The organism is Streptomyces buecherae (assembly GCF_014295035.1).
GTDB classification, from domain to species: domain Bacteria; phylum Actinomycetota; class Actinomycetes; order Streptomycetales; family Streptomycetaceae; genus Streptomyces; species Streptomyces youssoufiensis.
The window spans coordinates 745,191-770,126 of record NZ_CP060404.1 but is presented as its reverse complement, the minus strand read 5'-3'; the positions used below and the strand labels follow the sequence as shown (position 1 = coordinate 770,126).

Sequence of the window (24,936 nt, the reverse complement as noted above, 5' to 3'; positions counted from 1 at the left end):
ATCTTGCCAGCCGGCCCCGCGCGCCCGGCAGCCGGTGGGTCGGTGGGTGGCCCGCACACGTGGCGTACGACACGTGGTGCGTGGCGGCCGGCGGCTCGGCGGCGTTGGGGCCGGCGGTACTTCCCTCGGTTCCCCGCATCGCCCGCGGCGTGACCGCGGGCGATGCCGACCGTAGCGGCGGTGCGATCGGACGGGTGTGGCGCGGGCCCGCGCGGGGTGGCGGGCCGGCTCAGTAACCCTGGCCGGGGTGCTGGCGGCCGTACTGCTCGGGGTAGGGCGCCGGGTTGGGGCGCGGGGCCGCGGGCCGGGCCGCGATCGGGCGCATGGCCTCGTACCCGTTCGGAGCCGCCGGGCGCGGCTGCTGGGCCTGCTGCGGGCCCGGGTAGCCGCGCGGGCCGCCCGCCTGCGGCGGGATGTAGGGTGCGGGCGCCTGCTGGAGGGCGGGCTGCGGCGGACCCTGCTGGCCGTAGGGCGGCGGGGTGTGCTGGGAGGGGCCGGCCGGGAGCGCGGGGAGCGCCGACGGCAGGGCCGGCGGGAAGTGGCCGCCCGCGTCGTAGGGCGACGGGACGCGGATGGGGGCGATCTGCGGTGTGCCCCGCTCGGCGACAAGGCTGTCGTAGATCGGGGTGTCAGGGAAGTTCGGCGCGGGATAGTAGCCGCCGCCGTAGCCGCTGCGGGGGAGGGTCATAGCCCTTAAGTTAAGCCCACCATGTGCCGGTTGGGGAGTCGGATAAGAAGCTTGTTACGCGTGTTCCGGCCGGCCGTGGTTCCCAATCCGCGTGAATTCGGGAAAATCGGTCGCCGGGGTACGTTGAGATCCTGTAAAGAGCGCGTTCTGGACGGGTTGCCGGCAGTTGTCCTGTGTCTTGGCGTCCGGTGAGTGAAAGGAAAGTGGGGGAACATGACGATGCGCAAGGGCATGAACGTGCCCGTGCCGGCCTCGGCGGTACGGATCGAACTGAGCTGGCGCGGCGGGGCGGGAGTTCCTGACGTGGACGCGTCGGCCCTGCTGCTGGCCGGCGGAAAGGTCCGCTCCGACGCGGACTTCGTCTTCTACAACCAGGCCGAGCACAGCTCCGGCGCCGTGCGCCACGAGGGCAAGCGCACCGGCGCCGAGGTCACCGACAGCCTGTCGGTGAACCTGACCCAGGTCGAGCCGGCCATCGAGACCATCGTGCTGGCCGCCTCCGCCGACGGCGGAACCTTCGGGCAGGTGCCGGGGCTGCACATCAGAGTGCTGGACGCTGCCGGCGGGGCCGAACTGGCCCGGTTCGACAGCGACGACGCCTCCGTGGAGACCGCGTTCGTCCTCGGCGAGCTCTACCGACGCCAGGGCGCCTGGAAGTTCCGCGCCGTCGGCCAGGGGTACGACACCGGCCTCGGCGGCCTGGCCACCGACTACGGCATCAGCGTCGACGAGCCGCGGCCCGGCCCCGCCGACACCGCGGCAGCCGCCCCCGCCGCGGCCCCCGTGACCGCCCCGCCCCCGCCGCCCACCGCGCCCGCCGCCCCGCTGCCGCCCCCGCCCGTCGCCCCGGCCGCGCCCGCGCCGCCCGTCGCGCCCGCGGCCCCGGCCCCCGCCGGCGGGCCCGTACGGCTCACCAAGGTCACGCTGACCAAGGAGGCGCCCACCGTCTCGCTCACCAAGCAGGGCGGCACCTCGGGCGCGATGCGGGTCAACCTCAACTGGCAGGAGCACAAGCAGTTCAAGAGCTGGGGCCAGAAGCTGGGCAAGGCGATGGCCCTGCACTCCGACCTCGACCTGGACCTCGGCGCCTTCTTCGAGCTGGCCGACGGCAGCAAGGGCGTCGTGCAGGCGCTGGGCAACTCCTTCGGCGCCCTGCACCAGCCGCCCTTCATCCACCTGGACGCGGACGACCGCACCGGCGCCCGCAGCGAGGGCGAGAACCTCACGATCAACCTCGACGCCAAGGACCTCTTCCGCCGCATCCTGGTCTTCGTCACGATCTACGAGGGCGCCCGCAGCTTCGCCAACCTCAACGCCACCGTCACCCTCAGCCCGCAGCACGGCGCGCCGGTGGACTTCTCGCTCGACGAGTGCACCGTGCCCTCCAACGTCTGCGCGCTCGCGCTGATCACCAACGACAACGGCGACCTCGTCGTCCAGCGCGAGGCCCGCTACCTGGTGCCCGACCGGGGCGTCAGCCCGCAGCGCACCCTGGACCGCGCGTACGGCTGGGGCATGAACTGGACGCCGGGCCGCAAGTGACACCAGGCCCGGACGGGTGCGCGGGGCGGCGCTCGCCGCGCCTCACCGCGCTCACGGCGCGGCCTCGGGACGGGCGTACGTGCGCCCCTTCCAGGCCGCGCCCCGGCCCCGGTAGTGCTGGATCGCCGAGTCCACCGTCATCAGCAGGTACAGCGCCGCCATGAGCGGCAGCAGCGGCGCCCACCACAGCGACTGCCGGTAGTAGCGCAGCATGGGCAGGAACGTGCCGGCCATCACCGCCCAGGCCAGCCCCCCGACCAGCCACGCCACCCGCTCGCCCCGCCAGGCCCCCACGCCCACGGCCACCGGGGGAGCGAGGTAGACCACGGCGAGCCCGACCACGGTCAGCGCCAGCAGCGCCGGACTGTGCCGCAGTTGGGCGTACGCGCTGCGCGAGACCATCCGCCACAGCTCGCGCGGGTGCGGATAGGGCCGCACGCTGTCCACCCGCTCCGCGAGGCCCAGCCAGATCCGCCCCCTGGCCGCGCGCCCGCCCGGTGCGTCCGGCGCACCCGCACCGCGCGCCGTCGCCACCGGACCCCCGCCGGCGCGCTTGACCACGCGCGCCAGGGCCACGTCGTCGATCACCGACTGGCGAATGCTCTCCGGAACGCGCGCCCGCTCGGCGGCGTCGGTGCGCAGCAGCACGCAGCCACCGGCCGCCGCGGCGGTCCGCGCCCCGGGGCGGTTGACCCAGCGGAACGGGTAGAGCTGGGCGAAGAAGTACACGAAGGCCGGCACGATCAGCCGCTCCCAGACCGTCTCCACCCGCAGCCGTGCCATCTGCGAGACCAGGTCGAGGTCGCGCGAGCGAGCGGCGCACACCAACTCCCGCAGGCTGTCCGGCTCGTGCGCGATGTCCGCGTCGGTCAGCAGCAGGTACTCCGGCGCGAGCTGGGCCCTGGCCAGGGTGATGCCGTGCCGCACCGCCCACAGCTTGCCGGTCCAGCCCGGTTCCAGCGCCCCGGGCGAGGCCACCACCAGCGGCAGCCCCCGCTCGCAGTCGGTGGCCAGCACGCGCGCGGTCTTCGCGGTGCCGTCGGTGCTGCCGTCGTCGATCAGGAAGACCACGGCCCGACCCGGATAGTCCTGTTCCAGTAGGGACGGCAGACTCATCGGCAGTACCTGCGCCTCGTCCCGCGCGGGGACGACGATGGCGACGGTGGGCCACGCCCCGTCCGCCGGCGCGCCGCGCGGTGGCAGCCTGATGTCCGTACGCCAGAAGAGACCCTGCCCCAGCAGCAGCCACGCCCAGGCGGCCAGCGAGGCCAGGGCGATCCAGGTAAGCGCGCTCACCCCTCGCAGTCTGCCCCAGTGAACGCCGTGCGCGGGGGCAGTGCCCGCGATCCGGTGCGGCGGGCGCGCCAGCGCGGGCTCGCGCGGGCCGGTGTCCCGACGTGTCCGACGTGTCCGGCCGGCGCTCGCCCCGTGGCCCGGCCCGCATCCGCCGGCGGGGCGGGGTGGCCCATCGACTAAAGTGACCGAGTGCCGCGCTCAGGTGGCGTGCCGCACGGGGCCACGCGCCGCCGCCCGCGACAGCGGCCGGGCCCACCCAGCGACGGACCGGTAGGCGAGGCGGTACGGCAGTGAAGATCGCGCTCATGGACTCCGGCCTCGGCCTGCTGGCGGCGGCCGCCGCCGTGCACCGGCTGCGCCCGGACGCCGATCTCGTCCTGTCCAGCGACCCCGACGGCATGCCCTGGGGCCCGCGCACCCCCGACGACATCACCGCGCACGCGTTGGCCTGCGCCAGGGCCGCCGCCGCGCACCGCCCCGACGCGCTGATCGTCGCCTGCAACACCGCCTCCGTGCACGCGCTGCCCGCCCTCCGCGCCGAGCTGGAGCCCGCGCTCCCGGTGATCGGCACGGTGCCGGCCATCAAGCCGGCCGCCGTCGGCGGCGGCCCGGTGGCCATCTGGGCGACGCCGGCGACCACCGGCAGCCCGTACCAGACCCGGCTGATCCGAGAGTTCGCCGCCCGGGTCAGCGTCGTCGAGGTGCCCTGCCCCGGCCTCGCCGACGCCGTGCAGTACGCCGACGAGCTGGGCATCGACGCCGCCGTCGGCGCGGCGGCCGGACTCACTCCACCGGGCGTACGCGCCGTCGTGCTCGGCTGCACCCACTACGAGCTGCTCGCCGACCGCATCCGGGCCGCCGTCCAGGCCAAGGCCGCCGAGCCGGTGACGCTCTTCGGCTCCGCCGCCGCGGTGGCCGCGCAGGCGCTGCGCCGGATCGGCGCGCAGCCCGCCCCGGACGCGGCCCCCACCGGGGCCCTGACGGTGCTGTCCAGCGGGCGCGAGTCGGCGCTGCCGGCCGAGGCGCTGGCCTATCCCGAGGGCGGCCAGCTCGTCCGCGTGGGAGCCGTCTGACCTGGGCCGGGGAGCGCCGCCGGGCCCGGTAGCGCGCCGGCGGCACGGGCGGCGTCGGGGGCCCGGTCGCACTGCCCGCGCGCGGCGCCGAGCGTAGGCTGCGCAGCATGAGGCACCACTCCAAGGACGAGCCGCCGCGGGCAGCCGGGCAGCACGCCGAGGTATGGACCGGGCGGGCGACCAACCGGCTCCAGTGGGCGCTGGCCGCCGTCGGCGCGGCCTGCATGGCCCTCGGCATCCAACTGGCCGTCGACTCCGCGTGGACCCCCGGCCCGGTCCCGCTGCTCATGTCCGTGATCGGCTGCGTCGCCGCCGGGCTGCTCATGCTCTTCGGCACCCTCGCCTTCGTCCACGTCGCCGTCCGCGTCGACGCCGAGGCCCTGGAGGTGCGCTGCGGGCACATCGGGCTGCCGCGCTGCCGCATCCCGCTGGAGCAGGTGATCGGGGCCGAGTTCGCGCCCCGGGTCACCCCGTGCCAGTGGGGCGGCTGGGGCTACCGCTGGCGGCCCGAGCAGGGCACCGCCGTGGTGGTCAGGCGCGGCGAGGGGCTGGTGCTCAGGCTCGGCGACGGCCGCGTCTTCACGGTGACCGTCGACGACGCGGAAGCCGCCGTACGCGTCATCCGTGACCGCCTCCGGTCGCGCACCGGCCACCCCGGCCGCCCCTCGCCCGCCTAGTCAGCCCCCGCCGCCCCGGCCGCGGCCGTCAGGCGTGGGCGGCGCACTCCCTGCGCGCGCTCGCGTCCTCGCTGACCAGGTGCGCCGTGGCGACCCCGGCCAGCAACCCGGCGCCCGCGGTGACCTCGGAGAAGCTCAGCACGTTGCCCACGGCCGCCGCCACCGCGAGCGCGGTCAGCGCCGCCCCCGCGGTGAGCACCACCGGGGTGGTACGGGATGAGCAGCGCAGCGCGTAGAGCACCCAGCCGAAGGCGGCGGCGAGCAGCGCGACGCCCGGCACGCCCTGCTCGGCGGCCTGCTGGAACGGAGCGGAGTTCGGGCGGCTGGCCGGCTCGGCCGTCTGTCGCGCGGTGGGGCTCAGCTCGGCGAACCGGCCGGGGCCCGCGCCGCGCACCGGATGGCTCGCGGTGATGTCGATCGCGTCCTGCCACAGGTGCACCCGCTCCTCGGTGAGCTGGCCCTGGAGCGAGGTGGACAGGCCGGCGGGCAGCGCGCGCTCGGCGGTGGCCCAGGAGGTGCCCGTGGCCAGCGCGGCGCACAGGGCGAACCCGACGAGGCCGAGCAGCCGCCGGGGTCGCCGCGCCACCAGCGAGAACAGCGCGATCGCCGTCCCGGCCAGGCCGCCGGGCACCGAGCCCACGCCGAAGGCGGCGACCACGACGGCGAGCGCGAGCAGGGCGCAGCCGACGCGCATCGGCGTGGACGTGCTGGCCCAGGCCGCGCAGCAGGCGGCGCCGACGGCGAGCGCGGCGTACGCGACGAGCAGCCCCGCGGGCCCCGGCGTGCCGGCCTGCCCCGAGTGCGGGGTCACCAGCACGAGCCCCAGGCCGACCACGGCCGCCGCCGCGGGCGCGACCACCGGCAACAGCGCCCCGACGATCCGGCCGCCCGCGTACCCCGCCGCCACCGCGAGGACGGCGAGCAGCACGCCCTCCGGCCGCGCGGGGCGACCGGCAGCGCACAACAGCGCCCAGGCGGCGCACGCGCCGAGGATCACCACGCCGGCGCGGTCGGACCGATGGCGCGTCGTGAGCACAGGAGACACGGCTGCAGAGACCATCCCGTCGACCCCCCGAGTCGAAGCGGGCACCGCGCGGCGGGACGAACGTCGCCTGCGGGCACGGACTTTGGGCCACCGTATCGGGTGCGGGAGAGGTTGTGGACATCCTGCGCAGAAACGATGCGGCGCCGGTGTGCGCGCCCGCGCACCGAGACCGGCGCGCGAGGCCCACGGACAGCGCGCGCGGCGCGCCGCCCGCGCGCTGCGGGTCGCCGGGCGGCGCTGCCGGGCCGCGAGTCCGGAGAGGACGCGGCCCGCCGTGCCGCGCGGACGCGGGCCGGGCCCCCGAGGTCCGGGCAGGCCGGTCGGGGGCATACGCTCGGCTCATGGCTACCCCTGACTTCATCCGCACGTTGCGGGCCAGCGCCGGCCAACAGTTGCTCTTCCTGCCCGCCGTCAGCGCCATCGTCTTCGACGACGACGGCCGGGTGCTCCTGGCCCGCCGCTCGGACAACGGCCGCTGGTCGATCATCGGTGGCATCTCCGAGCCGGGCGAACAGCCGGCACGCACGGCGGTGCGGGAGGTGTACGAGGAGACGGCGGTGCACTGCGTACCCGAGCGCCTGGTCCTGGTGCAGAGCCAGGAGAAGCCGATCACCTACCCCAACGGCGACGTGTGTCAGTTCATGGACATCTGCCTGCGCTGCCGCGCCGTCGGCGGCGAGGCACGGGTCAACGACGACGAGAACCTCGAAGTCGGCTGGTTCGACCTGGACGCCCTGCCGGACGAGTTGGAGGAGTTCGCCACCTCGCGGATCAAGATGGCGCTGAGCGAGGGCCCGGCCTGGTTCGAGGGCATCGACGAGGGGTGAGGGCAGGCCCGCCCAGCCGCGTGGTTCCGTCAGCATTGACCTGACCGACGGGTACGAGCGGCGCGCGCACGTGATGCCACGTCAACCACGAACGTTACCTCACTGTCGCCCTGACCTGCGAAAAGGGAAGGGCTGCCGGCGTATCAGGTCGGTGGTGTGTCTGTTCGTCGCGTGGTCCCGTCCGGCTCGGGAGGGGTGGCGAAGGTCGACGTTGCGGATCTGTCGCGCGTGGCGTGCTCGCCGGCCAGAGACAGCATTCCGATGAGCATGGTGGTGAGGACGCAGGCAAGGAATGCCGTGCTGGGCGTGGAGGTGTGCAGCAGCACGGCTGCCATGAGGCCGGCGACCCCGTACCCGAGCCCGGCCGCGGCGTACAGGACGGAGAACCCGGTGGCCCAGGCCGCTTGGGGGAGACGATCCTGCAGTGCGAGGTTGCGGATGACCATCAGCGGACTGAAGAGCAGGCCGCCGAGAGCGAAGGCGGACGCGAAGGACCACGGTTGGCTGGTCAGCGCTGGTAGTGCGAATGCGGCTGCGAACGCGGGGAGCAGCCATGCCGTTTGGGCGAACGGTGTGCCGGGCCACCGCCGGGCCCCGTAGACGAGGCCGGAGACGATGCTGGCGACCGCGAAGGCGGTCATGACGGGGCCCGCGAGGGCTGGTGAGTCGCCGGTGTCCGCCAGGCGAGGAGGCAGCAGGACGTCCGCGGTGCCGATGAGGAACATGATCGCAACGGACAGCATTGCCGTGGGCCAGACGATGCGCAGGACTTCGGTGGCCCGCATCCCCGCGACGGTTTCCGTGGCGCTGGGAGCCGCGGGATCGGCGTGCGGGATGTGTCGGGCGAAAAGGAGCGGCGCGGCCGCGGACACCGCCATGACCAGGAGGACACCGGAAGCCCCGGCCCAGGTGTAGAGGACGGCCACGAGAGGTGGGGCTACGGCCCAGGTGGCCTGACTGAGGGAGCCCTCAAGCCCGAGCGCGGCTGGTCGCAGGTGCTCCGGCGACGCGGCGGACAGCTGTGCGCGCATTCCTCCGGGGGCTCCGGATGCCGCCGCGCCCGCGAGGAAGGCGATCGCGGCCAGGAGCGCGATGGACACGTGACCGGCGACGAGAGCGATGACCGCGAAGGCGACAGCCTCGGCGCCCAGGGAAAGGCGCAGTTGTGCGAGGAAGGGGCGGGTGTCGAAACGGCGGCCCATCAGAGGCGCGCCCGCGGCTTCGCCGATGGCGTGGGTCGCTGCCAGCAGGCCGCCGACGGCGAAGGACTGCGCCTCGTGACCGAGGAACACGAGGGCGAGGGGCGCCATGACGACAGGTAGCCGGATGAGGGCGGACGCCGTGTACCAGGTCTTGTGCCCGGGGAGGTCGAGAACCGCACGGAGGCTGGACTGTGGTTCGCTCGACGAACGTTTACCGGTCATAGCGATAGATGGTAACGCTTGTTGGCCGGCTCTGTTTACCACCTATCCTGGTTGCATGACTGCGTCGACGATTGAGGACGAGGACACACAGGAGCTGCGGAGTTTTCTGAACAGCTGGCTCATCCCGAACGACACGCGGACGCCAACGGAGACGCTTCCTGCCCTCGTGGAAGATCCCTCAGCGTGGCACGAGGCGTTTGCCAAGGTTCCGCTGCCGGACGGGCGTCAGGTCGCGGGACTGCTCGTGCTGCGCGACGACCTGCGTGCCGACGTGGCCGAGGGCTCGAGCCGGCGGTTGGACGGCTGGCTGGAGAAGTGCCCACTGCGGGTGCGTGTGGTAGACGGGGAGCTGGGGTTCTCTGGTGACGGCAGCCCCCAGGCGTGTCTCCTCGGGCTCGCCACCCGTACGGTGCTGGAAGGCCGTTGGAAACGTCTGCGGTCCTGCCCGGACTGCAAGTGGGTGTTCTACGACCAGTCCCGGAACAACTCCCGCACGTGGTGCAGCATGTACGCGGGCAGCACGGGCCGTGCCTGCGGGAGCATCGCCAAGGTGAGACGGGCACGCGGTCGCCAGTCCGCATGAGTCGGGCGGGCTTCGCCGTGCGGAGTGGAAACACCGGCCACGTTGCTACCTCGAGACCGGCGGTGTCGCACATGACCAACCGCCGTCCGCACCGCCCCCGCGCGTGGGGCGCGGTGCGGACGGCGATCTCCTGGGCGTTCTGTGCCTCTACCGGGGCAGGTTCTGTAGCCGTCGCTCGGCTTCCTGCGCGAGTTCGACGGACGAACCGTAGACGAGGTACTGCACGACCGCGTTGTACGGGGTGTCGTCGACCAGGAGGAGCGCCCCGGACTGGCCGTCCTCCCCGCTGAGCAGCGGGTCACCGTCGATGGCCTTGGCCAGGGCGGTGAAGTCGCGGCAGGAGAGATCGTTGCGCGTGAGGAGGGTGTACTTCCTCATGTAGTCAGGTCCGAGGACACGTACCGCGGCGTGGTGGAGGTGGGTGCAGCCGCCGACTCGGGCGTTGACCTCGCTGAAGTACAGCGTTCCGTCCGGAGTCAGGATCGAGTCGCAGTTCACCAGACCTCGGTAGCCGGTGGTCTGGAGGTAACTGGCCATCTTCGCCGACCACATGAACATGTCGGCCTCGACCGCCCGCGGAAGGTCCAGCGGCGGCAGCTCGAAGCCGTTCCAGACCGGTTCCATGCGCATCCCGCCCCAGTTGAGGATCTCCGGCTCCTTCGGCGGGGCGGGAACGTGGACCTCGCTGTAGAAGGTCAGGCTCCTTCCGTAATAGACCTCCACGACGGCCTCGGTGGGGCGTAGACCGGCGGGGAAGTCCCTGGTCTGCTCAACCGTCGGAAAGGACTCCGCGAGCAGCCTGTCGATCTCGGACTCAACGGTTCCCGGGGCGATGACGTGCACGATGGATACCCCGATGCCGGGAAGCTCACCGTCGGTCGTGAACAGGACGTTCCCCATGCCGCTGGCACTGAAGTCCTGCTTGACGATGACCGACCCGGTCTCGGGCAACAGCTCGGCTACCGCCGCGGCTGTGGCGGCACGGTTGCGCGTGACCTGGCCGCGGGGGACCGGTACGCCCAGACCGCTGCTCCATGCGCGGAAGAAGGACTTGCTGTTGAAGATGTCGCTCCCGCCCTCGGCGAAGAACGGCGGGTTCGCCTCACTGTCGAGGCCGAGCCGTCTGCCGAGGGTGGCGATCGTCCGATCGTGGATGTAGGGCGTCAGCGACCAGTCGGGGCCGACGATCTGCCGCAGGCGTTCGAGCATTCCGGGCTCGAACAGGCTGGGATGGTCCAGGAACTCCGAGCCTGAAGCGTTCTTGTCATGGGTCAGGAAGGTGACGGTCCGCAGGTCGAGGCCGAGAACACGTTCCAGGTACTGGAGGAATTCAGGGGTGAGAGGGCGGTCGGTGAGCATGGCGTCGCCCTCGTGCAGCAGCCAAGCCGTTCGGGTGGATTCGGCGTGGCGCTTGTTCAGTACCTTGGGCGAGAAGGAGTCGACCGAGCTCTGGTAGGTGTACTCGGTGGTGGCGTTTCCGATAACGAGTTGCTGGCGCACAGTGTGCTCCTACGCGACGTGGGTGCGACGGACGACTGTCAGCTATGCGTGCGGTGGGCGAGCTTCTCGACGAACCTGGTGCGGTCAACGACCGCCCGCTCGTGCTGGCCTCGCAAGACCGTGTCCAGGGAGTCGTGGCCCACCACGTCGAAGACCAGACGTCGGCCTTCGACGGCGGTGAGCTCGGCGGTGAGGGTCACGGTGTCCCCGGTGGGAGTCGGCGCCAGGTGCTGGGAAGCGTGACTGAGGCCGACCGTCATGGAGGGTTCCGTCACGGCGTCGCCGAGCACCTTCATCGCGGCGATCTCGCTTAACCACAGCAGCACGGGCGTGGCGAGAACATCGATGTCGTTTCCCCACTGACGCGCCGAGTCGGCCTCGGTGACGACGTGGGTCAGGGTCGCCGTGCGGCCGGCGAGCGCGGTCAGATCGGTGCGCGGGACGGGCTGGGACGAGTTCATGATCACTCCAAGGGAAGGGTCAGTGGGTGGAGGAGAGTCGGCGCATCTGGTTGAAGACGTTCTTGCGCTGTATCTCGGCCGTGCCCCCGGCGATCACCGTCCCCAGAGCGTCCTTGAGGGCCTGGGTGTGCGGGCCTTCCATGTAGCCGCGATGACCCATGACCCGCAGCGCGGTCTCGGTGCCCAGCTTCAGGGTCTCGCCGGCGTGGTACTTGGCGACCGAGCACATCAGCGACGTCTGGGGCGACTCCTTCAGGAGAGCGTCGAGCGCCCCGTAGGAGACCCAGCGGGTGGCCTCGACCGCGAACTTCGCGTCGGTTATGCGCCCTTGCACGTACTGGTGGTCGGCGATGGGGACGTTGAACGCGGTTCTGGAGCGTGCGTAGGCAAGCACGTCCTCGAGCAGCGGGTCGAGGTACGCGGCGGCGAGAACGCCGTACAACAGCCGGTCGAGGGAGATCGTGTTGTAGATGGCTTCGATACCGGCGCCGATGCCACCGATGACGTTTGTGGCATCCACGCGTACCTGGTCGAAGGTGATGGGGCCGGTCGGGCTGGTGCGGTTGCCCATCATGTTCTCGACGGGGCCTCTGGTGACGCCCTCGGAGCGCAGGTCCAGCAGAAACAGGGTGATGTCCCGGTCTCCGTGCTCGGGTACGCGGCCGAGGGTCAGGGCCACGTCCGCCACGGGCCCGTTGGTGATGTGGTCCTTGTGCCCGCTCAGGAGAAAGTGCCCCTGGTGCTGGCGGGCCGCCGTGCGTATCCGGGTCACGTCGGACCCCCCGGTGGTCTCCGTGAGCGCGGTGGCGCCGACGGAGCCGCTCATGAGGGGAGGCAGCCAGGTCTCTTTCTGCTCATCCGTGCCGTAGAGCAGAATCGACCGTATGAGTCCTGCCTGAGCCACCAGTGACAGGTTGAAGCCGAGATCGCGGCCGCCGGCGGCGATCCCCTCGAAGGCGGCGACGAAATCCCACCAGGTGCCTCCGGTGCCGCCCCACCGGACGGGCACAGGAAGTCTCCACAGCCCTTCATCGCTCAGTTCTTGCCACGAGTCACGGTCCAGGCGGCCGTCGGCGGCGCAGCTCTCGGCTCGCTTGCCCACCGAATCCGCGGCCATCTCCATGTACCGGGGACGTAGGGCGGAGTCCGCGAAATGACTGATCATGTGCGTGTCCTTGGTCGTTGTGAGGTTCGGACGTGGGTGTGCCGGGCGAGGAGGGGCGGGGCACGGGGGAAGGACGCCGGCAGACGGACGCGACCGGCGTCAGGAGACGGGGGTCAGGAGACCGGGGTCGGCGAGAGGCACGACAGTGCGCCGTCGAGCCGACGAGCCAGTTCGTCGAGTTCCGCGTCGGTGCTCCTCAGAGGCGGGGCGATGAGTACGGACTCCGTGACCGGAGTGCAGCCCGCGGGATACACCAACAGCCCCTTGGCGCGCGCGGCCTCGGTCAGGTCCAGGCTGATGCCCGGAAAACGCTCCGGATCGCCATGCAGTCCCAGCCCCCTCTGAAGACCGGTGCCCCGGACGTCCTTCACCAACGGATGACGTTGGCAAAGCCGCTTCAGCAGGCCAGCCAGGTGCTCACCGGCCACCGCGGCACGCGCCGCCAGGTCATGGGTCACCAGGTACTCGGTGACGGCCAGCGCCGCTGCCGCGGCGAGCGGCGCGCCCGCCATGGTGTGACCGAAGACCAACGAGCTGACCGGCCGGTCCAAAGCCCGCACGATCCTGTCGGATATCAGCACCGCGGAGATCGCCGCGTAGCCAGCGGATATCCCCTTCCCCAGCACCATCACGTCGGGGGTGATGCCGGCGTGGTCACACCCGAACCAGCGGCCGGTGCGACCCATCCCGGTCATGACCTCGTCGGCCACCAGCACGAACCGCCGCTCGTCCGCCGCATGGCGGAGAAAGCGCAGCACCTCCGGGTCACAGGGAGCCGCACCACTCGCCGCACCGCCCACTGGCTCGATGATCACCGCTCCCAGCCGGGCGGGGCCGATCCTGTCGACTGCCTCTTGCCAGTCCTCCACGCTCGCTCGCAGAGCACCGTTCTTCGGTCGTACCCGCGTGACGGTCGCCTGGTTGGCGAGCAGGGACTGTAGATCCTTCCTGCGCAGCGGATGCCCTGACGCTCCCAGTGCGCCGGCCGTCATCCCGTGGTAGCTCGGCTCCTCGGTCAGGACGACACACTTCAGCGGATTGTGCTTGCGCGCGTGTAAGAGCGTGACGAGACGGAGCGCCATCTCGATCCCCTCCGAACCGGAGTTGGTGAACTCCACGTGGTTCAGATCCCCGGGGGCGAGATCCACCAGTCTCTCGGTGAGCTCCAGCAGGGGCTGTGACCGGAACTGGGTGCGGTAGACGAAATTCACTCGGTCTAACTGCTCGTGCATGCGCTGGGTGATGTCCGGCAGACCGTGACCCAGGTTGACGTTGATGGCTCCGGAACAACCGTCCAGATATTCCCTGCCCTCGGTGTCGAACACGAAAACTCCGGATGCGCGGCTGACAACAGGCAACACAAGGTGACCTCCTATAGCGACGGAAAAGCGATGTCCGTAACGATCTTCTGAGTGGTTCAGAACCCATGGCCGCGGCGGTCATCCCGCCGCCGACCGATGCCAGAAGAACCCGCTCGCCGCGGCGCAGCCGACGCCGATCGTTCTCGCCGGCGAGAGTCAAAGGAATCGAGGCCGCTGCGGTGTTTCCCCAAAGAGGTGCGGTCAACGCGACTTTCTCTGTCGGTATTCCCAGCTCCGCAGCGAGCGACTGCACCATGCGGGTATTGCCCTGATGGAAGACGACCCGGTCCAGATCGCCTATCGACAAGCCGGCCTGGAGTAACGCCTCGTGTACAGCCTTCGGGACGAACTGCAGCGCCCATTCCTTGACGGCACGACCCTCCATCCGAAAGAACCGACCACCTGACGCGATAGCCTCGGCATCAAGAGGGGAACGTGACCCACCGCCCTCGACCCGCACGAACTGCGATGCGGAGCCATCCGCGATCAAGGACCGTCCCTGGATCCCGTAGCCGTCGGGGACCTGCCCCAGGAGAACTGCTCCCGCGCCATCACCGAAAAGGCTGACGGTGCGTGGATCGGCCTTGTCCATGATCGAGGAGAACTTGTCCGAACCGATGATCAGTGCATGCCCTGTGATGCAGTGCGCGGACATCAGCCCTTCACCCACCGACAGCGCGTAAAGGAAACCCGAGCAGACCGCATTGACGTCGAAGGCGGGGATCGGCGGGAGGCGCAGGCCCGACTGGACGAAGCTGGCTGTCGCGGGTTGCGGCTGATCCGGCGTGGCGGTGGCCACGATGACCGCCCCTACGTCCTGCCGCACCGAATCGTCTCGCAGGAGGGGTTCGGCAGCGCGAACGGCGAGGTCAGACGTCGCGAGCTCGTCTGCCGCGTACCGTCGCTCAAGAATGCCGGTCCGGCTTTCGATCCACTCCTCGCTCACTCCGGTCTCATTGGCGATCTCGGAGTTGCTGATCACCCTTTTCGGTAGGTACCCGGAGACAGAAACAATCCCGACTGGCACGCGTCTACCCCTTGGTAGGAAAGTCATCGATGCAAAAAGCCTACCAGTAAAAACTTACGGTGGTAAACGCGTGGTGACAATTTACGCCAGCGTCTCACGGGCAAAGCGCCCGGTTTCGGGCGCACTCGTCTAGCGGCGTGATTCACGTCGCTGAGAGGGGATCGAATGCGTCACGGACAGATGGTCAGTCCTGCTGGTTCGGGGCACCGGTTTGCTGTTGGCCTCGATGACCTCCCGGCGCATCAACAACACCGCAGATCAGCTCTGGATGACGGTTCCCATGAGGAGGCGTGTTCGGCCATTCGTCACGCGCCACTGAGCCTGAATGCCTGATGTCGCCCTGATCGTGTCAGTCGTGCACGGGGCGGCCGTCGACTATGTGAACTCGTCAATGGCGTGTAGTAGGTCCTGGATCCCCTCGTCGTTGCCCTCGACATCGGCGGCAAGTTGGTCGAGTTTCGCGGTACCGAGGCTTCCGATTTCCCGCTGCCCTGCGCGCTCGCGGGAACGCGACCGGAGAGGAGGGCGCCTTCGGTGCCCGGGCCCGGGCACGCAGGAAAGGAGAAGGCTGTTAATGCGTGTCCCGGAGCAGCACGGCGCGGGCAACGGTGACTGCCAGTGTCACGGTGGCGCCGGCCAGCACGGTCAAGGCGCTGAGCAGCCTCCCGAGCGTGATGACGAGAAAATGGATAAGGGCGGTACGGGGTTTGAGGACCTGCCCCGAGGGCGGTGGCGGCGCGAGTAACGAGGTTGCCATGTGTGCTCGTGTCCTTCCACGGTCACTGGACGCACCCGAGAAAAGCGGCGTGCGAGTGACAGCGTTCGCATGACTCGTGGGCGACGCTAGTCGCATTGGCCCGAAGCGTGAAGTCAGAAACCGACCGGCGGCGCAAGACGACAGGTTGTTGCACGAGGAAGTCATGGGGCGAGAAGCGTGCACGCACCCGCGACAGCGTGCGGTTGGTCGGTCTCCACCCTGGGCTGAGCATGCCGGGTTCGTCGTCGGCCGCGCCGCCAACAGGTGCTGCTCAGGCCAGCGAGAGCGGGGTTTCGGCGGGGTGCTCCGGTAAACCGTCACCCCGCCGAAGGGCGGCGAGGCAAGAGGTGTCGACGTGAGCTTCCTCGATGGGCCAGGCCCGCGCCCTCACCCCAGCCCCAGCCCGGCCCCGCCGTACACCGGCACGCCCGCCGAGAACGTGGTCACTACCTCGATGGCGCCGATCCGTGACGGGGCGACCCGGTGTGGGTCGTCAGAGAGGACGACGAGGTCGGCGTGGTTGCCGGGGGTGAGGCTGCCCAGCGCGTGTTCCCAGTGGCAGGCGCGGGCCGCGTCGATCGTGTAGGCGCGCAGGGCCTCGTCGACCGAGAGGCCCTCGTCCGGGCCGATCACCCGGCCCGAGTGGGACCGGCGCTCGCCCATGAACTGGATGGCCCGCAGCGGGGCGCCCACGGCCACGGGGCGGTCGGAGCTGCCGGCGAGGGGGATGCCGTGCGTCCGGAAGGCACGGCCACGGTAGAGCCAGTCAGCCCGGTCGGCGCCCATGAGCTGTGCGTAGTCGTCGCCGAAGCTCCACAGGAAGGCGGGTTGGACGACCACGGTCGCCCCGCTGCGGGCCAGGCGCGGGAGTTGGTCGGGCCGCACGAGGCCGGCGTGCTCGACGCGGTGCCGGGCCCCCGGGCGCGGCCTGAGCCGCTGGGCCTCGGCCAGTGCGGACAGGGCCACGTCCACGGCACGGTCGCCGATGGCGTGGATCGCGAGCTGCCAGTCGGCCAGGTGCCCGGCCACGATGGTCGCCGTCAGTTCGGCCGGATCGGCGAACAGCGCGCCGCCGTGGTCGAGCCCGACGTACGGCTTCGTCAGCGCGGCCGTGCGCGGCATCATCCCGCCGTCGGTGAAGACCTTGAGCGCGCCGATGGCCAGCCGGTCGTCGCCGAGCCCGGTGCGCAGGCCCAGGTCGATGCCGTGGCGCAGCCCGTCGTCGGGATGGGCGGCCACCTCGCGTAGCAGGTCGGCGGCGACCATCAGCCGCATGCGCAGCGGCAGCCGGCCGGCGTCGCGGGCGCGCTGGTAGGCGGCGAGTTCGATGGCGCTGTGCGCGATCAGGCCGCCGCCGATGCCGGCCTCGGCGGCGGCGGTGATGCCCTCGGTCAGACAGGCGCGGCCGGCGCTCTCGATCGCGTCGGTCAACTCCGCGAGCGAGTACGGCATCCGCGCGGCGCGCGCCGCCGCCATGCCGCTCTCCGCGAGCAGCCCGTCGCGGTGCTCCGTGCCGGGCGGCAGCAGCGCCAGCACGGCGCTGCTCACGACGCACGCGTGCCCCGAGCGGTGGGCGACCAGGACCTTTCGCCCGCCGCCCGCCTCGTCCAGTTCGGCGGCGGTCAGGTCCCGGCCGAGTGGGCGCTGGTCGTAGTCGGCGACGTCGACCCAGGCGTCGGGCGGCGCGTGCGCGGCGGCCCGGCGGATGACGGCCAGGACGGAGGCCGCGTCGCGTTGGCCCGCGACGCTGGTGGCGCGGGCGGCCAGGCCGGTCCAGGCGAGGTGGACGTGCGCGTCGATGAAGGCCGGCAGCACGGTGGCGCCGGCGAGGTCCACCTCGTGCGCGGCGGGCAGGCCGGCGATCGCCTCGTCCACGCCGACGATCCGGCCCCGCCAGACGCCCAGCGACCGAGCCCGGGGGCGGGAGCGGTCCATGGTGTGGAAGGTGCCGTTGGTGAGCCGGAGATCGAGCATGTCGCTCGCCTTCGCTGGGGGTGGGGCGCCGCCGGGGCGCGCGCCGGGTCGCGGGCGCGGCGGGCGCCCGCGCGGGCCCTGCCCCGTACGCCGACCGACGAAACCGTACGGCGGTGGTGGGGTGGGACGGGGGCAGCCCCGCGTGCGGCGGCCTGCCGGTCGGTGCGGGCAAGTGGCGCACGGGAAAGGCGTGTTGGGGTCGGCGCGCCCCGCCTCCTCTCTGGTGGGGGAGGGGCGTGGGGCGCGCCGGGCCGCGTGGGGTGTCGCCGTTCGGTCGTACGGCGAGCGGCGGACGGTGGGGGTTGGGGGTGGGTCAGACGCGGGGCCTGGACGGCTCTGGTCGGTGGCGGCGGCTGAGGAGCGAGTCGCGTATCTCGCCCACCCTGACGGCCGTGTGGGACAGCAGGGTGGAGGTGATGCCGTGGGTGTGTTCGGTGGAGCCCTGGAGGTAGATGCCCGCCGTCACGTGATCGGCGACGGCCACCCGGTGGTCGCGGGTGACGCTCAGCTCGCCCCGCTCGTCGCGCAGGCACAGCGCGCCCGCCTCGCCGAGCAGCGGGCCGGGGTCCGGCGGCTGGTACCCCGTGGCGTACACCAACAGGTCGGCCTCGAGCACCTGTTGCTCGCCGGTGGGCAGGAACTCCACGGTCACGCGCAGGCCGTCGGCGTCGGACTCCACGGAGCGCAGCCGGGACACGTTCAGCATCCGCAGCCGCTCCTTGCCCTGGACCCGCTCCTGGTACTGGGTGCGGTAGAGGGCCTCGATCAACTCGATGTCGACGGCTGAGTAGTTGGTGCTGCGGTGGTAGCCGAGCAGGGACTCCTTCACCTCGGTCGGCGCCTGGTAGTAGGCGTCCACCGCCTCCGGGTCGAAGATCCGGTTGGCGAACGGGCTGTCATCGGCCGGCGTGTAGCCGTACTTGGCGAACACCGCGCACACCTCCGCCTCGGGGAAGGCGCGGTGCAGGTAGCCCACGGTCTCGGCGGCGGACTGGCCGGCGCCGAGCACGACGACGCGGTGCAGCGGCTGGCCCGTCAACTCGGTGACCCGGGGCACCAGATCGCGGTTGTGCAGCACGCGGTCCGAGAGCGGCGCGCCCTCCGGCAGGCGGTGGCGCATGCCGGTGGCCAGGCAGATGTCGCGGGCGCGCCGCACGTGCAGGGCGTCGCCCTCGCGGCTGGTCACGTCGAAGTAGCGCACCTCGCCGTCGACCGTCACCGGCGTCACCGCGACCACCTCGGCCGAGTAGTCCACCAGGGGGGCCAGCCGGCCGGCCGCCCACTCGAAGTAGTCGTGGAACTCGATGCGGAGCGGGAAGAGCGTCTTCTGGTTGAGGAAGTCGACCAGGCGTCCCTGTTCCTTGAGGTAGTACAGGAAGCTGTAGTCGCTGGTGGGGTCCCGCATCGTGACCAGGTCCTTGGGAAAGGACACCTGCATGGTCGCGTCGTCGATGAGCATCCCCCGGTGCCAGCCGAACGTGGCCTGTTTCTCGAGGAATCGGGCGCGGATGTGGTCCTGGGTCCCGGCGTGAGTGTTGTGCTCCTCAATCGCGATGGCGAGCGCCAGGTTGGACGGCCCAAAGCCGATTCCTAGCAGGTCATAGATGGTTTCCGTGTCGCGGCTGACATGGTTCAACGCAGCATCGCCTCCCTAGCCGGGGCAATCCTAGGTAAGGTTAGCCTTGCCTTGCAACGACGGTGTGGCTCGTTCAGGTCACACCATCCCGGCTGGCGTATGACGGAGCGTCATCCAACTCCAAGGGAGCTGCTGTATGCGGATCGCCATGTTCGGCTACCAGACCTGGGGGCACCGCACGCTGCGTGCGCTGCTGGATTCGGGGCACGAGGTATGCCTGGTGGTGACCCACCCCAAGAGCGACCACGTCTACGAGAAGGTGTGGGACGACTCGGTGGCCGACCTGGCGGCCGAGCACGGCGTCCCCGTCGTGCTGGCCAACCGGCCCGACGCCGAACTGGTCGAGACCCTCGGCGAGAGCGCCCCCGACCTGATCGTCGCCAACAACTGGCGCACCTGGATACCGCCGGAGATCTTCGACCTGCCCCGGCACGGCACCCTGAACGTGCACGACTCGCTGCTGCCCAGCTACGCCGGCTTCTCGCCGATCATCTGGGCGCTCATCAACGGCGAGCCCGAGGTGGGCGTCACCGCGCACCGGATGGACGCCACCCTGGACGCCGGCGACATCCTGCTCCAACGCTCCGTGCCGGTGGGCCCCACCGACACCGCCACCGACCTCTTCCACGCCACGGTGGACCTGATCGCCCCGATCGTCACCGAGGCCCTCGAACTCATCGAGTCGGGCAAGGCGGAGTGGACGCCACAGGACCCCTCGAAGGCCAGCTTCTTCCACAAGCGGGCCCTCGAGGACAGCCGGATCGACTGGAGTTGGCCGGCCGAGGACCTGGAGCGGTTGGTGCGCGCCCAGTCCGACCCGTACCCCAACGCCTTCACCTACCACCGGGGGCAGCGGCTGCGTATCGTCTCCGCGGGGCTCTCCAAGGGCGCCTACGGCGGCACGCCGGGGCGGATCTTCATCAAGGAGGGCGACGGCGTGGTCATCGTGGCCGGTTCCGAGGCCCGCCGTGGGCGCAGCCGTGGGCTGCTGGTCAGGCGCGTACGCACCGAGGACGGTACGGAGTTGGCGGCGACCGACTACTTCCGCACCATGGGCGGCTACCTGCGCGGCCAGCCGGAAACGGCTGGGTGAGTCAACGCCGTGGCACAGTCAACCGCCGGGCCGCCTGGCCCGGCCCGTCACCCGGGCGCCGTGGCCTCGCCGCCGGCGCCCGGGAGCACCACGCCGGGCCGTGACCGTGCCCGTGCCCGCGCCGCCGGCGGCCGGGAGGCCGCGCCCGACGGCGGCGCGGGCCGCGCCGCCCTGCGCGGCGGCGGACTGCTGGCCCTGGGTGGGTTGCTCCTGCTGCTGACGGTGGTCAGCACGTGGGTGGGGACCAAGGACACCTCGCTGGCCGAGGTGTGGCGGGCGCTGTGGTCGGACGACGGCTCGTACACCACCGAGGTGATCAAGGAGTTGCGGCTGCCGCGCACCATGGTGGGCCTGATGGCCGGCGCCGGGCTCGGCGCGGCCGGGGCGATCATGCAGTCGCTGACCCGCAACCCGCTGGCCGACCCCGGCCTTCTGGGGGTCAACGCCGGCGCGTCGGCCGCGGTGGTCTTCGGGCTCGGCGTGGTCGGCGTGAGCGGCTACCCCACGCTGGTCTGGTTCTCCTTCGTCGGGGCCGCGCTGACCACCGTCGTCGTCTACGTGCTGGGGGCCTCCGGGCGCGGTGGCGCCTCGCCGGTGCGGCTCGCGCTGGCCGGCGCCGCGATCAGCGCCAGCCTGAGCGGGCTGATCGCCGGGCTCACCGTCTTCGACGCGGCCACCTACGACTACCTGCGGTTCTGGATGGTCGGCTCGCTCGCGGGGCGGTCCTCGGACCTGGTGCCCCAGATGCTGCCGTTCGTGACCGTGGGGCTGGTGATCGCGCTGCTGCTGGCCCGGCCGCTGAACGCGCTGGCGCTCGGTGACGACCTGGGGCGGGCGCTGGGCGCCAGGATCGCGCGGACCCGACTGCTCGGGGTGGTGGCGGTGACGCTGCTCACCGGTACGGCCACCGCCGCGGCCGGCCCGATCGGCTTCGTGGGACTGGTCATTCCGCTGGTCGCGCGCTGGTTCACCGGCCCTGACCTGCGCTGGGTGCTGCCGTACTCGATGCTGCTGGCGCCCTGCCTGCTGCTGGGCGCCGACATCGTGGGGCGCGTCGTGCTGCCCCGGGGGGAGTTGGAGGTCGGCGCGGTGACCGCCGTGATCGGGGCGCCGGTGTTCATCGCGATGGTGCGGCGCCGCAAGGAGGTGTCGCTGTGACGGCAACGGACGTGGCGCCCCGCGCGCGCGAGCGGGCCGCGAAGGGGGGCGCGGGCACCCGGCCGGTGAGCCTGTGGTCGGGCCGGGTCTCCTTCCGTGCGCACCCGCGCACCGCCTGGGTGTGCGGCGTCGGGTTGCTGGTCAGCGGGCTGCTGCTGACCGTGAGCCTGTGCGTGGGGGCCTATCCGGTGCCGGTGCCCGACGTGGCGCGGGCCCTGTTCGTCGGCACCGGCGACCGGCTCGCGGTGCACTTCGTCAACCAGGAGCGGTTGCCGCAGGCGCTGCTCGCGATCCTGGTGGGCGGGGCGCTGGGAATCAGCGGAGCCGTCTTCCAGAGCCTGTCCCGCAACCCGCTGGCCAGCCCGGACGTCATCGGCTTCAACAGCGGGGCGGCCACCGGGGCGATCGTGGTCATCGTCGCCTTCGGCGGCAGCGCGGCCCAGGTGGCCACGGGCGCCATCGGCGGCGGGCTGCTGACGGCCCTGGTGGTGTACCTGCTGGCCAGCAAGGGCGGGGTGCACGGGGTGCGGCTGGTGCTGATCGGGCTCGGGGTCACCGCGATGCTCGGCTCCGTCAACTCGTACCTGCTCACCCGCTCCACCCTCAACAGCGCGCAGAACGCGCACATCTGGCTCATCGGCACGCTCAGCGGGCGGACCTGGGGCTCGGTGCGGACGATGGTGGTCGCGCTGCTCGTGCTGCTGCCGGCGACCGTGCTGCTCGGGCGGCGACTGCGCGTGCTGGAGCTGGGGGACGAACTGGCCAGCGGCCTCGGGTTGCGGGTGGACCGGGCCCGGCTGGCGCTGACGGTGCTCGGCATCGGGCTGTGCGGGGTGGCGGTGGCCAGCGCGGGGCCGGTGCCCTTCGTGGCCCTGGCCGCCCCGCAGATCGCCGCCCGGCTGACCAGGTCACCCGGGGTGAGCGTGGTCGCCGCGGGGGTGACGGGGGCCGCGTTGCTGTCGGCCGCGCACCTGGCGTCGAACCAGTTCTTCGCCGTGCTGGCGTGGGTGGGGGACCGGGTGCCGTGGCTCGCGGTGGTGGACGACAGCCAGCGCAACAGCCAGTTGCCGGTGGGCGTGACGACAGCCGTGCTCGGCGGGCTCTATCTCGCCTGGGTGCTGTTCAACCGGCGCGGCGAGGGACGGCGTTAGCCGTTCCGCGATGTGAACCAGCACTCCTTTGCGGCTCTTGAAGCAAACGAAAAAGCAAGGTTAGGCTTACCTAAATTGCAGGTCCGGGTGTCGCGGACCGGCCGACGACGTGGAGGTTTCGGTGACCAATCCGTTCGAGGACGAAGACGGGGTGTACCTGGTGCTCGCCAACGACGAGGGTCAGCACTCGCTGTGGCCCAACTTCGTTGACGTACCCGAGGGTTGGACCGTCGTCCACCCCGAGGACACCCGGCAGGCGTGCCTGGACTACATCGAGCAGAACTGGACCGACCTGCGGCCCAAGAGCCTCATCGCGAGCATGGCCGACGACCCGTCATGAGCTTTACGCCGAAGCCCCGTAGCGGCCTGGGCAGACGGCACTTCCTCGCCGGCGCCGGTGCCGTCGGCGGGCTCGCCATCGGGGTCGCGGCGGCGGTGCCGGGGGCCTCGGCGGCGCGCGCCGCCGGCCCCCGGCCCGACCTGATGACCGCCGCGCTCGGCACCCCCGTACGGGACCTGCCGAACCTGCCGGCCACCCGCCCGGCGGGCCCCACCGCGGCCCGGGCGGCCCGGGCGGCGGCGGCCCTGCGCACCCTGAGACCCTTCCTCGACCCGCTGCCGATCCCGCGCGTGCTGCGCCCGCGCGAGACGCTCACGCTGCCGCTGGAGCGGGCCCGGGTACGGCTGCACCGGGCACTGCCCGCCACCCACCTGTGGACCTACGGCGGCAGCCACCTCGGGCCCACCATCGAGGTGCGGCGCGGCCGGCGGCTGCGGGTCGCCTGGGAGAACCACCTCGAAGGCGACTTCCCGGTGACCGCGGTGCGGGTCCCCTTCGCGTACGACCCCGAACAGCCGCTGATGTGGGACCGGCCGGGCCGCGAGGGCGGCACGCCCCGTAAGGAGGTCGCCGCGCTCCCACCGTGGGCCGTGGTCCACCTGCACGGGGCGGTCACCGGCGGCGGCAACGACGGCTGGGCCGAGAACGCGATATCACCCGGACACGCCCAACTGGCCGAGTACCCCAACGACCAACCGGCCGGCCACTTCTGGTACCACGACCACGCCATGCACATCACGCACCTGAACGTGATGACCGGGCTCGGCGCCGGCACCTACCTCATCCGCGACGAGGAGGAGGACGCGCTGGACCTGCCGGCGGGCGAGCACGAGATACCCCTGGTCTTCTACGACCGCAACCTCGACGCCGACGAGAGCGGCGAGCTGACCGGTGACCTGCTCTACAAGGGCATCGTCGTCGCCGACGACCCGTACGAACTGGTCCGGCCCTTCACCGGCCCCTACACCCTCGTCAACGGGGTGATCTGGCCACACCTGGACGTCGAGGCCCGCTGGTACCGCTTCCGGGCCCTGAACGCCGCCAACAACCGGCCGTACCGGCTGCGCGTCGTGGACGAGGACGACAAGCCCATCCCGGCGGGCGCCTTCCTCCAGATCGGCGGGGACGCGGGCCTGCTGCCGAAGCCCGTGCCGCTGGGGGAGGGCATCACCCTCACCCCGGCCGAACGCGCCGACCTGCTGGTGGACTTCCGCGCGCTGCGCGGACGCAGGCTGCGGCTGGTCAACGCGCTGCCCGAGCCGGGCGCGAGGCCCGACATGATGGAGTTCCGCGTCGCCTCGCGCGCCAGCCACGGCGGCGCCATCGCCCCCGCGCCGGGCGCGACCCTCTCGCCCTCCTACCGCCGGCGCACCGAGGCGGACGTGGCCGACGCGACCCCACGCATGGTCGTGGTCACGCCGGTCTACCCCAAGGACCCGGAGCTGTGGGAGATGGAGCGGGTCAAGGCGCCCGACGGGCCCTTCCCCATCGACGGCGTGATTCAGTTCGAGCACCCCGACGGCACCGTGCACACCTACAAGCGGGTCTCCAACACCTTCGAGGACCCGGTGCGCTTCACCGTGCCCAGCGGCTCCACCGAGCGCTGGAGCTTCCTCAGCCTGGAGAAGTCCGAGGGCAGCTACCCGCACCCGATGCACCTGCACGCGGTCGCCTTCCAGGCACTCGGCCGGGACCGGTACGACGTCAGCACCTTCGAGTTCTTCGAACTGCCCGGCGGCGGCTACGGCGCCGGCACCACCTCACCCCTCAAGCGCAAGGGCGGCAGCACGCTCACCCCCGGCGAGCGCGGACCCAAGGACGTCATCAGCCTCGGCCCCGGCGAAATGGTCAACGTGGCCGCCGAGTTCACCGGCCCCGCGGGCCGCTTCATGCACCACTGCCACATCTACGAGCACGAGGACATGATGATGATGCGCCCCTTCGTCATCATGCCGCCCGAGGTGCTCGCCGCCGCGCCGCCCGGCCACGGCGCCGGCCCGGCCCACGGCCACTAACCCCGAAGCCCCCGGGTCCACCCACCGCCGCACGGCGCCACCGCACATCCCGTCGCCCGCCCCCGGGCGGACGGTTCCCTCCGCGCGCCCGGCCACCGCCGCGCCCCGTTCCGTCATGGCCGTACGAGCTGTACCGCTGGGAG

21 protein-coding genes and 1 pseudogene are annotated in these 24,936 nt (G+C 71.7%); 10 read left to right on the top strand and 12 right to left on the bottom strand.

Annotation, left to right across the window (positions count from 1 at the left end; translation table 11 throughout):
• Window positions 1-229 precede the first annotated feature (229 nt).
• Entirely contained in the window at window positions 230-688 is a 459-nt protein-coding gene (locus H7H31_RS02590; RefSeq protein ID WP_176165249.1) for a DUF6643 family protein, read from the bottom strand.
• A gap of 219 nt (window positions 689-907) precedes the next feature.
• Between H7H31_RS02590 and H7H31_RS02585 the strand changes: the two genes are divergently transcribed.
• Window positions 908-2,230, top strand: a complete 1,323-nt coding sequence (locus H7H31_RS02585) for a TerD family protein (protein WP_187118202.1) — start codon at window positions 908-910, stop codon at window positions 2,228-2,230.
• 51 nt (window positions 2,231-2,281) lie between these two features.
• Here the strand turns inward: H7H31_RS02585 and H7H31_RS02580 are convergent, their stop codons facing one another.
• Window positions 2,282-3,526, bottom strand: coding sequence for a glycosyltransferase (locus tag H7H31_RS02580; RefSeq protein ID WP_187062443.1), 1,245 nt, complete (start codon window positions 3,524-3,526; stop codon window positions 2,282-2,284).
• Window positions 3,527-3,816: 290 nt separating this feature from the next.
• Between H7H31_RS02580 and H7H31_RS02575 the strand changes: the two genes are divergently transcribed.
• Together H7H31_RS02575 and H7H31_RS02570 are read left to right on the top strand one after the other, a co-directional pair.
• Entirely contained in the window at window positions 3,817-4,599 is a 783-nt protein-coding gene (locus H7H31_RS02575; protein ID WP_187062442.1) for a glutamate racemase, read from the top strand.
• A 107-nt stretch (window positions 4,600-4,706) separates the two neighbouring features.
• Window positions 4,707-5,276: a hypothetical protein gene (locus H7H31_RS02570; protein WP_187062441.1), complete on the top strand. Its 570-nt coding sequence runs from the start codon at window positions 4,707-4,709 to the stop codon at window positions 5,274-5,276.
• A 28-nt stretch (window positions 5,277-5,304) separates the two neighbouring features.
• On the opposite strand, the gene H7H31_RS02565 is transcribed toward H7H31_RS02570, so the two are convergent.
• On the bottom strand, window positions 5,305-6,321 hold the full coding sequence (locus tag H7H31_RS02565; protein WP_232109648.1) for an O-antigen ligase family protein: 1,017 nt from the start codon (window positions 6,319-6,321) through the stop codon (window positions 5,305-5,307).
• Window positions 6,322-6,662: 341 nt separating this feature from the next.
• On the opposite strand from H7H31_RS02565, the gene H7H31_RS02560 reads away from it, so the two are divergent.
• Complete coding sequence (locus H7H31_RS02560) at window positions 6,663-7,148, top strand: NUDIX hydrolase (protein WP_187062439.1); 486 nt, start codon at window positions 6,663-6,665, stop codon at window positions 7,146-7,148.
• Window positions 7,149-7,291: 143 nt separating this feature from the next.
• On the opposite strand, the gene H7H31_RS02555 is transcribed toward H7H31_RS02560, so the two are convergent.
• Window positions 7,292-8,572, bottom strand: a complete 1,281-nt coding sequence (locus H7H31_RS02555) for an MFS transporter (RefSeq protein ID WP_187062438.1) — start codon at window positions 8,570-8,572, stop codon at window positions 7,292-7,294.
• A 55-nt stretch (window positions 8,573-8,627) separates the two neighbouring features.
• On the opposite strand from H7H31_RS02555, the gene H7H31_RS02550 reads away from it, so the two are divergent.
• Entirely contained in the window at window positions 8,628-9,155 is a 528-nt protein-coding gene (locus H7H31_RS02550; RefSeq protein WP_187062437.1) for a CGNR zinc finger domain-containing protein, read from the top strand.
• Between the two features lie 147 nt (window positions 9,156-9,302).
• Here H7H31_RS02550 and H7H31_RS02545 read toward each other — a convergent pair whose 3' ends face one another.
• The 8 genes and pseudogenes from H7H31_RS02545 to H7H31_RS02510 all read right to left on the bottom strand — a co-directional run bounded on the left by H7H31_RS02545 (window position 9,303) and on the right by H7H31_RS02510 (window position 19,036).
• A complete protein-coding gene (locus H7H31_RS02545) occupies window positions 9,303-10,655 on the bottom strand; it encodes a preATP grasp domain-containing protein (protein WP_187062436.1) in 1,353 nt (450 codons plus the stop codon).
• 38 nt (window positions 10,656-10,693) lie between these two features.
• The gene (locus tag H7H31_RS02540; RefSeq protein ID WP_187062435.1) at window positions 10,694-11,116 is read right to left on the bottom strand and encodes a thioesterase family protein; all 423 of its coding nucleotides are present in this window, start codon (window positions 11,114-11,116) and stop codon (window positions 10,694-10,696) included.
• 19 nt (window positions 11,117-11,135) lie between these two features.
• Window positions 11,136-12,281 carry an acyl-CoA dehydrogenase family protein gene (locus tag H7H31_RS02535; protein ID WP_187062434.1) on the bottom strand — a complete coding sequence of 382 codons (1,146 nt, stop codon included), beginning with the start codon at window positions 12,279-12,281 and terminating at the stop codon, window positions 11,136-11,138.
• Between the two features lie 113 nt (window positions 12,282-12,394).
• A complete protein-coding gene (locus H7H31_RS02530; protein ID WP_269475436.1) occupies window positions 12,395-13,642 on the bottom strand; it encodes an aminotransferase class III-fold pyridoxal phosphate-dependent enzyme in 1,248 nt (415 codons plus the stop codon).
• Window positions 13,643-13,718: 76 nt separating this feature from the next.
• Window positions 13,719-14,696: pseudogene (locus tag H7H31_RS02525) on the bottom strand (3-oxoacyl-ACP synthase III family protein); the annotation flags it as partial.
• Between the two features lie 544 nt (window positions 14,697-15,240).
• On the bottom strand, window positions 15,241-15,426 hold the full coding sequence (locus tag H7H31_RS02520; RefSeq protein WP_187062432.1) for a hypothetical protein: 186 nt from the start codon (window positions 15,424-15,426) through the stop codon (window positions 15,241-15,243).
• A 387-nt stretch (window positions 15,427-15,813) separates the two neighbouring features.
• Window positions 15,814-17,400: an amidohydrolase gene (locus tag H7H31_RS02515; RefSeq protein ID WP_187062431.1), complete on the bottom strand. Its 1,587-nt coding sequence runs from the start codon at window positions 17,398-17,400 to the stop codon at window positions 15,814-15,816.
• 313 nt (window positions 17,401-17,713) lie between these two features.
• A complete protein-coding gene (locus H7H31_RS02510) occupies window positions 17,714-19,036 on the bottom strand; it encodes a lysine N(6)-hydroxylase/L-ornithine N(5)-oxygenase family protein (protein ID WP_187064258.1) in 1,323 nt (440 codons plus the stop codon).
• A 136-nt stretch (window positions 19,037-19,172) separates the two neighbouring features.
• Between H7H31_RS02510 and H7H31_RS02505 the strand changes: the two genes are divergently transcribed.
• The 5 genes from H7H31_RS02505 to H7H31_RS02485 all read left to right on the top strand — a co-directional run bounded on the left by H7H31_RS02505 (window position 19,173) and on the right by H7H31_RS02485 (window position 24,793).
• Window positions 19,173-20,129, top strand: a complete 957-nt coding sequence (locus H7H31_RS02505; RefSeq protein ID WP_187064257.1) for a methionyl-tRNA formyltransferase — start codon at window positions 19,173-19,175, stop codon at window positions 20,127-20,129.
• A gap of 60 nt (window positions 20,130-20,189) precedes the next feature.
• Complete coding sequence (locus H7H31_RS02500) at window positions 20,190-21,287, top strand: FecCD family ABC transporter permease (RefSeq protein ID WP_187064259.1); 1,098 nt, start codon at window positions 20,190-20,192, stop codon at window positions 21,285-21,287.
• Window positions 21,284-22,438: a FecCD family ABC transporter permease gene (locus H7H31_RS02495; protein ID WP_187064256.1), complete on the top strand. Its 1,155-nt coding sequence runs from the start codon at window positions 21,284-21,286 to the stop codon at window positions 22,436-22,438. The genes H7H31_RS02500 and H7H31_RS02495 overlap by 4 nt, the downstream gene beginning before the upstream one ends.
• 121 nt (window positions 22,439-22,559) lie before the next feature.
• Window positions 22,560-22,778, top strand: coding sequence for an MbtH family protein (locus H7H31_RS02490; RefSeq protein ID WP_187064255.1), 219 nt, complete (start codon window positions 22,560-22,562; stop codon window positions 22,776-22,778).
• On the top strand, window positions 22,775-24,793 hold the full coding sequence (locus H7H31_RS02485) for a multicopper oxidase family protein (RefSeq protein WP_187064254.1): 2,019 nt from the start codon (window positions 22,775-22,777) through the stop codon (window positions 24,791-24,793). Before H7H31_RS02490 ends, H7H31_RS02485 begins: the two co-directional genes overlap by 4 nt.
• The last annotated feature ends 143 nt before the right edge of the window (window positions 24,794-24,936 follow it).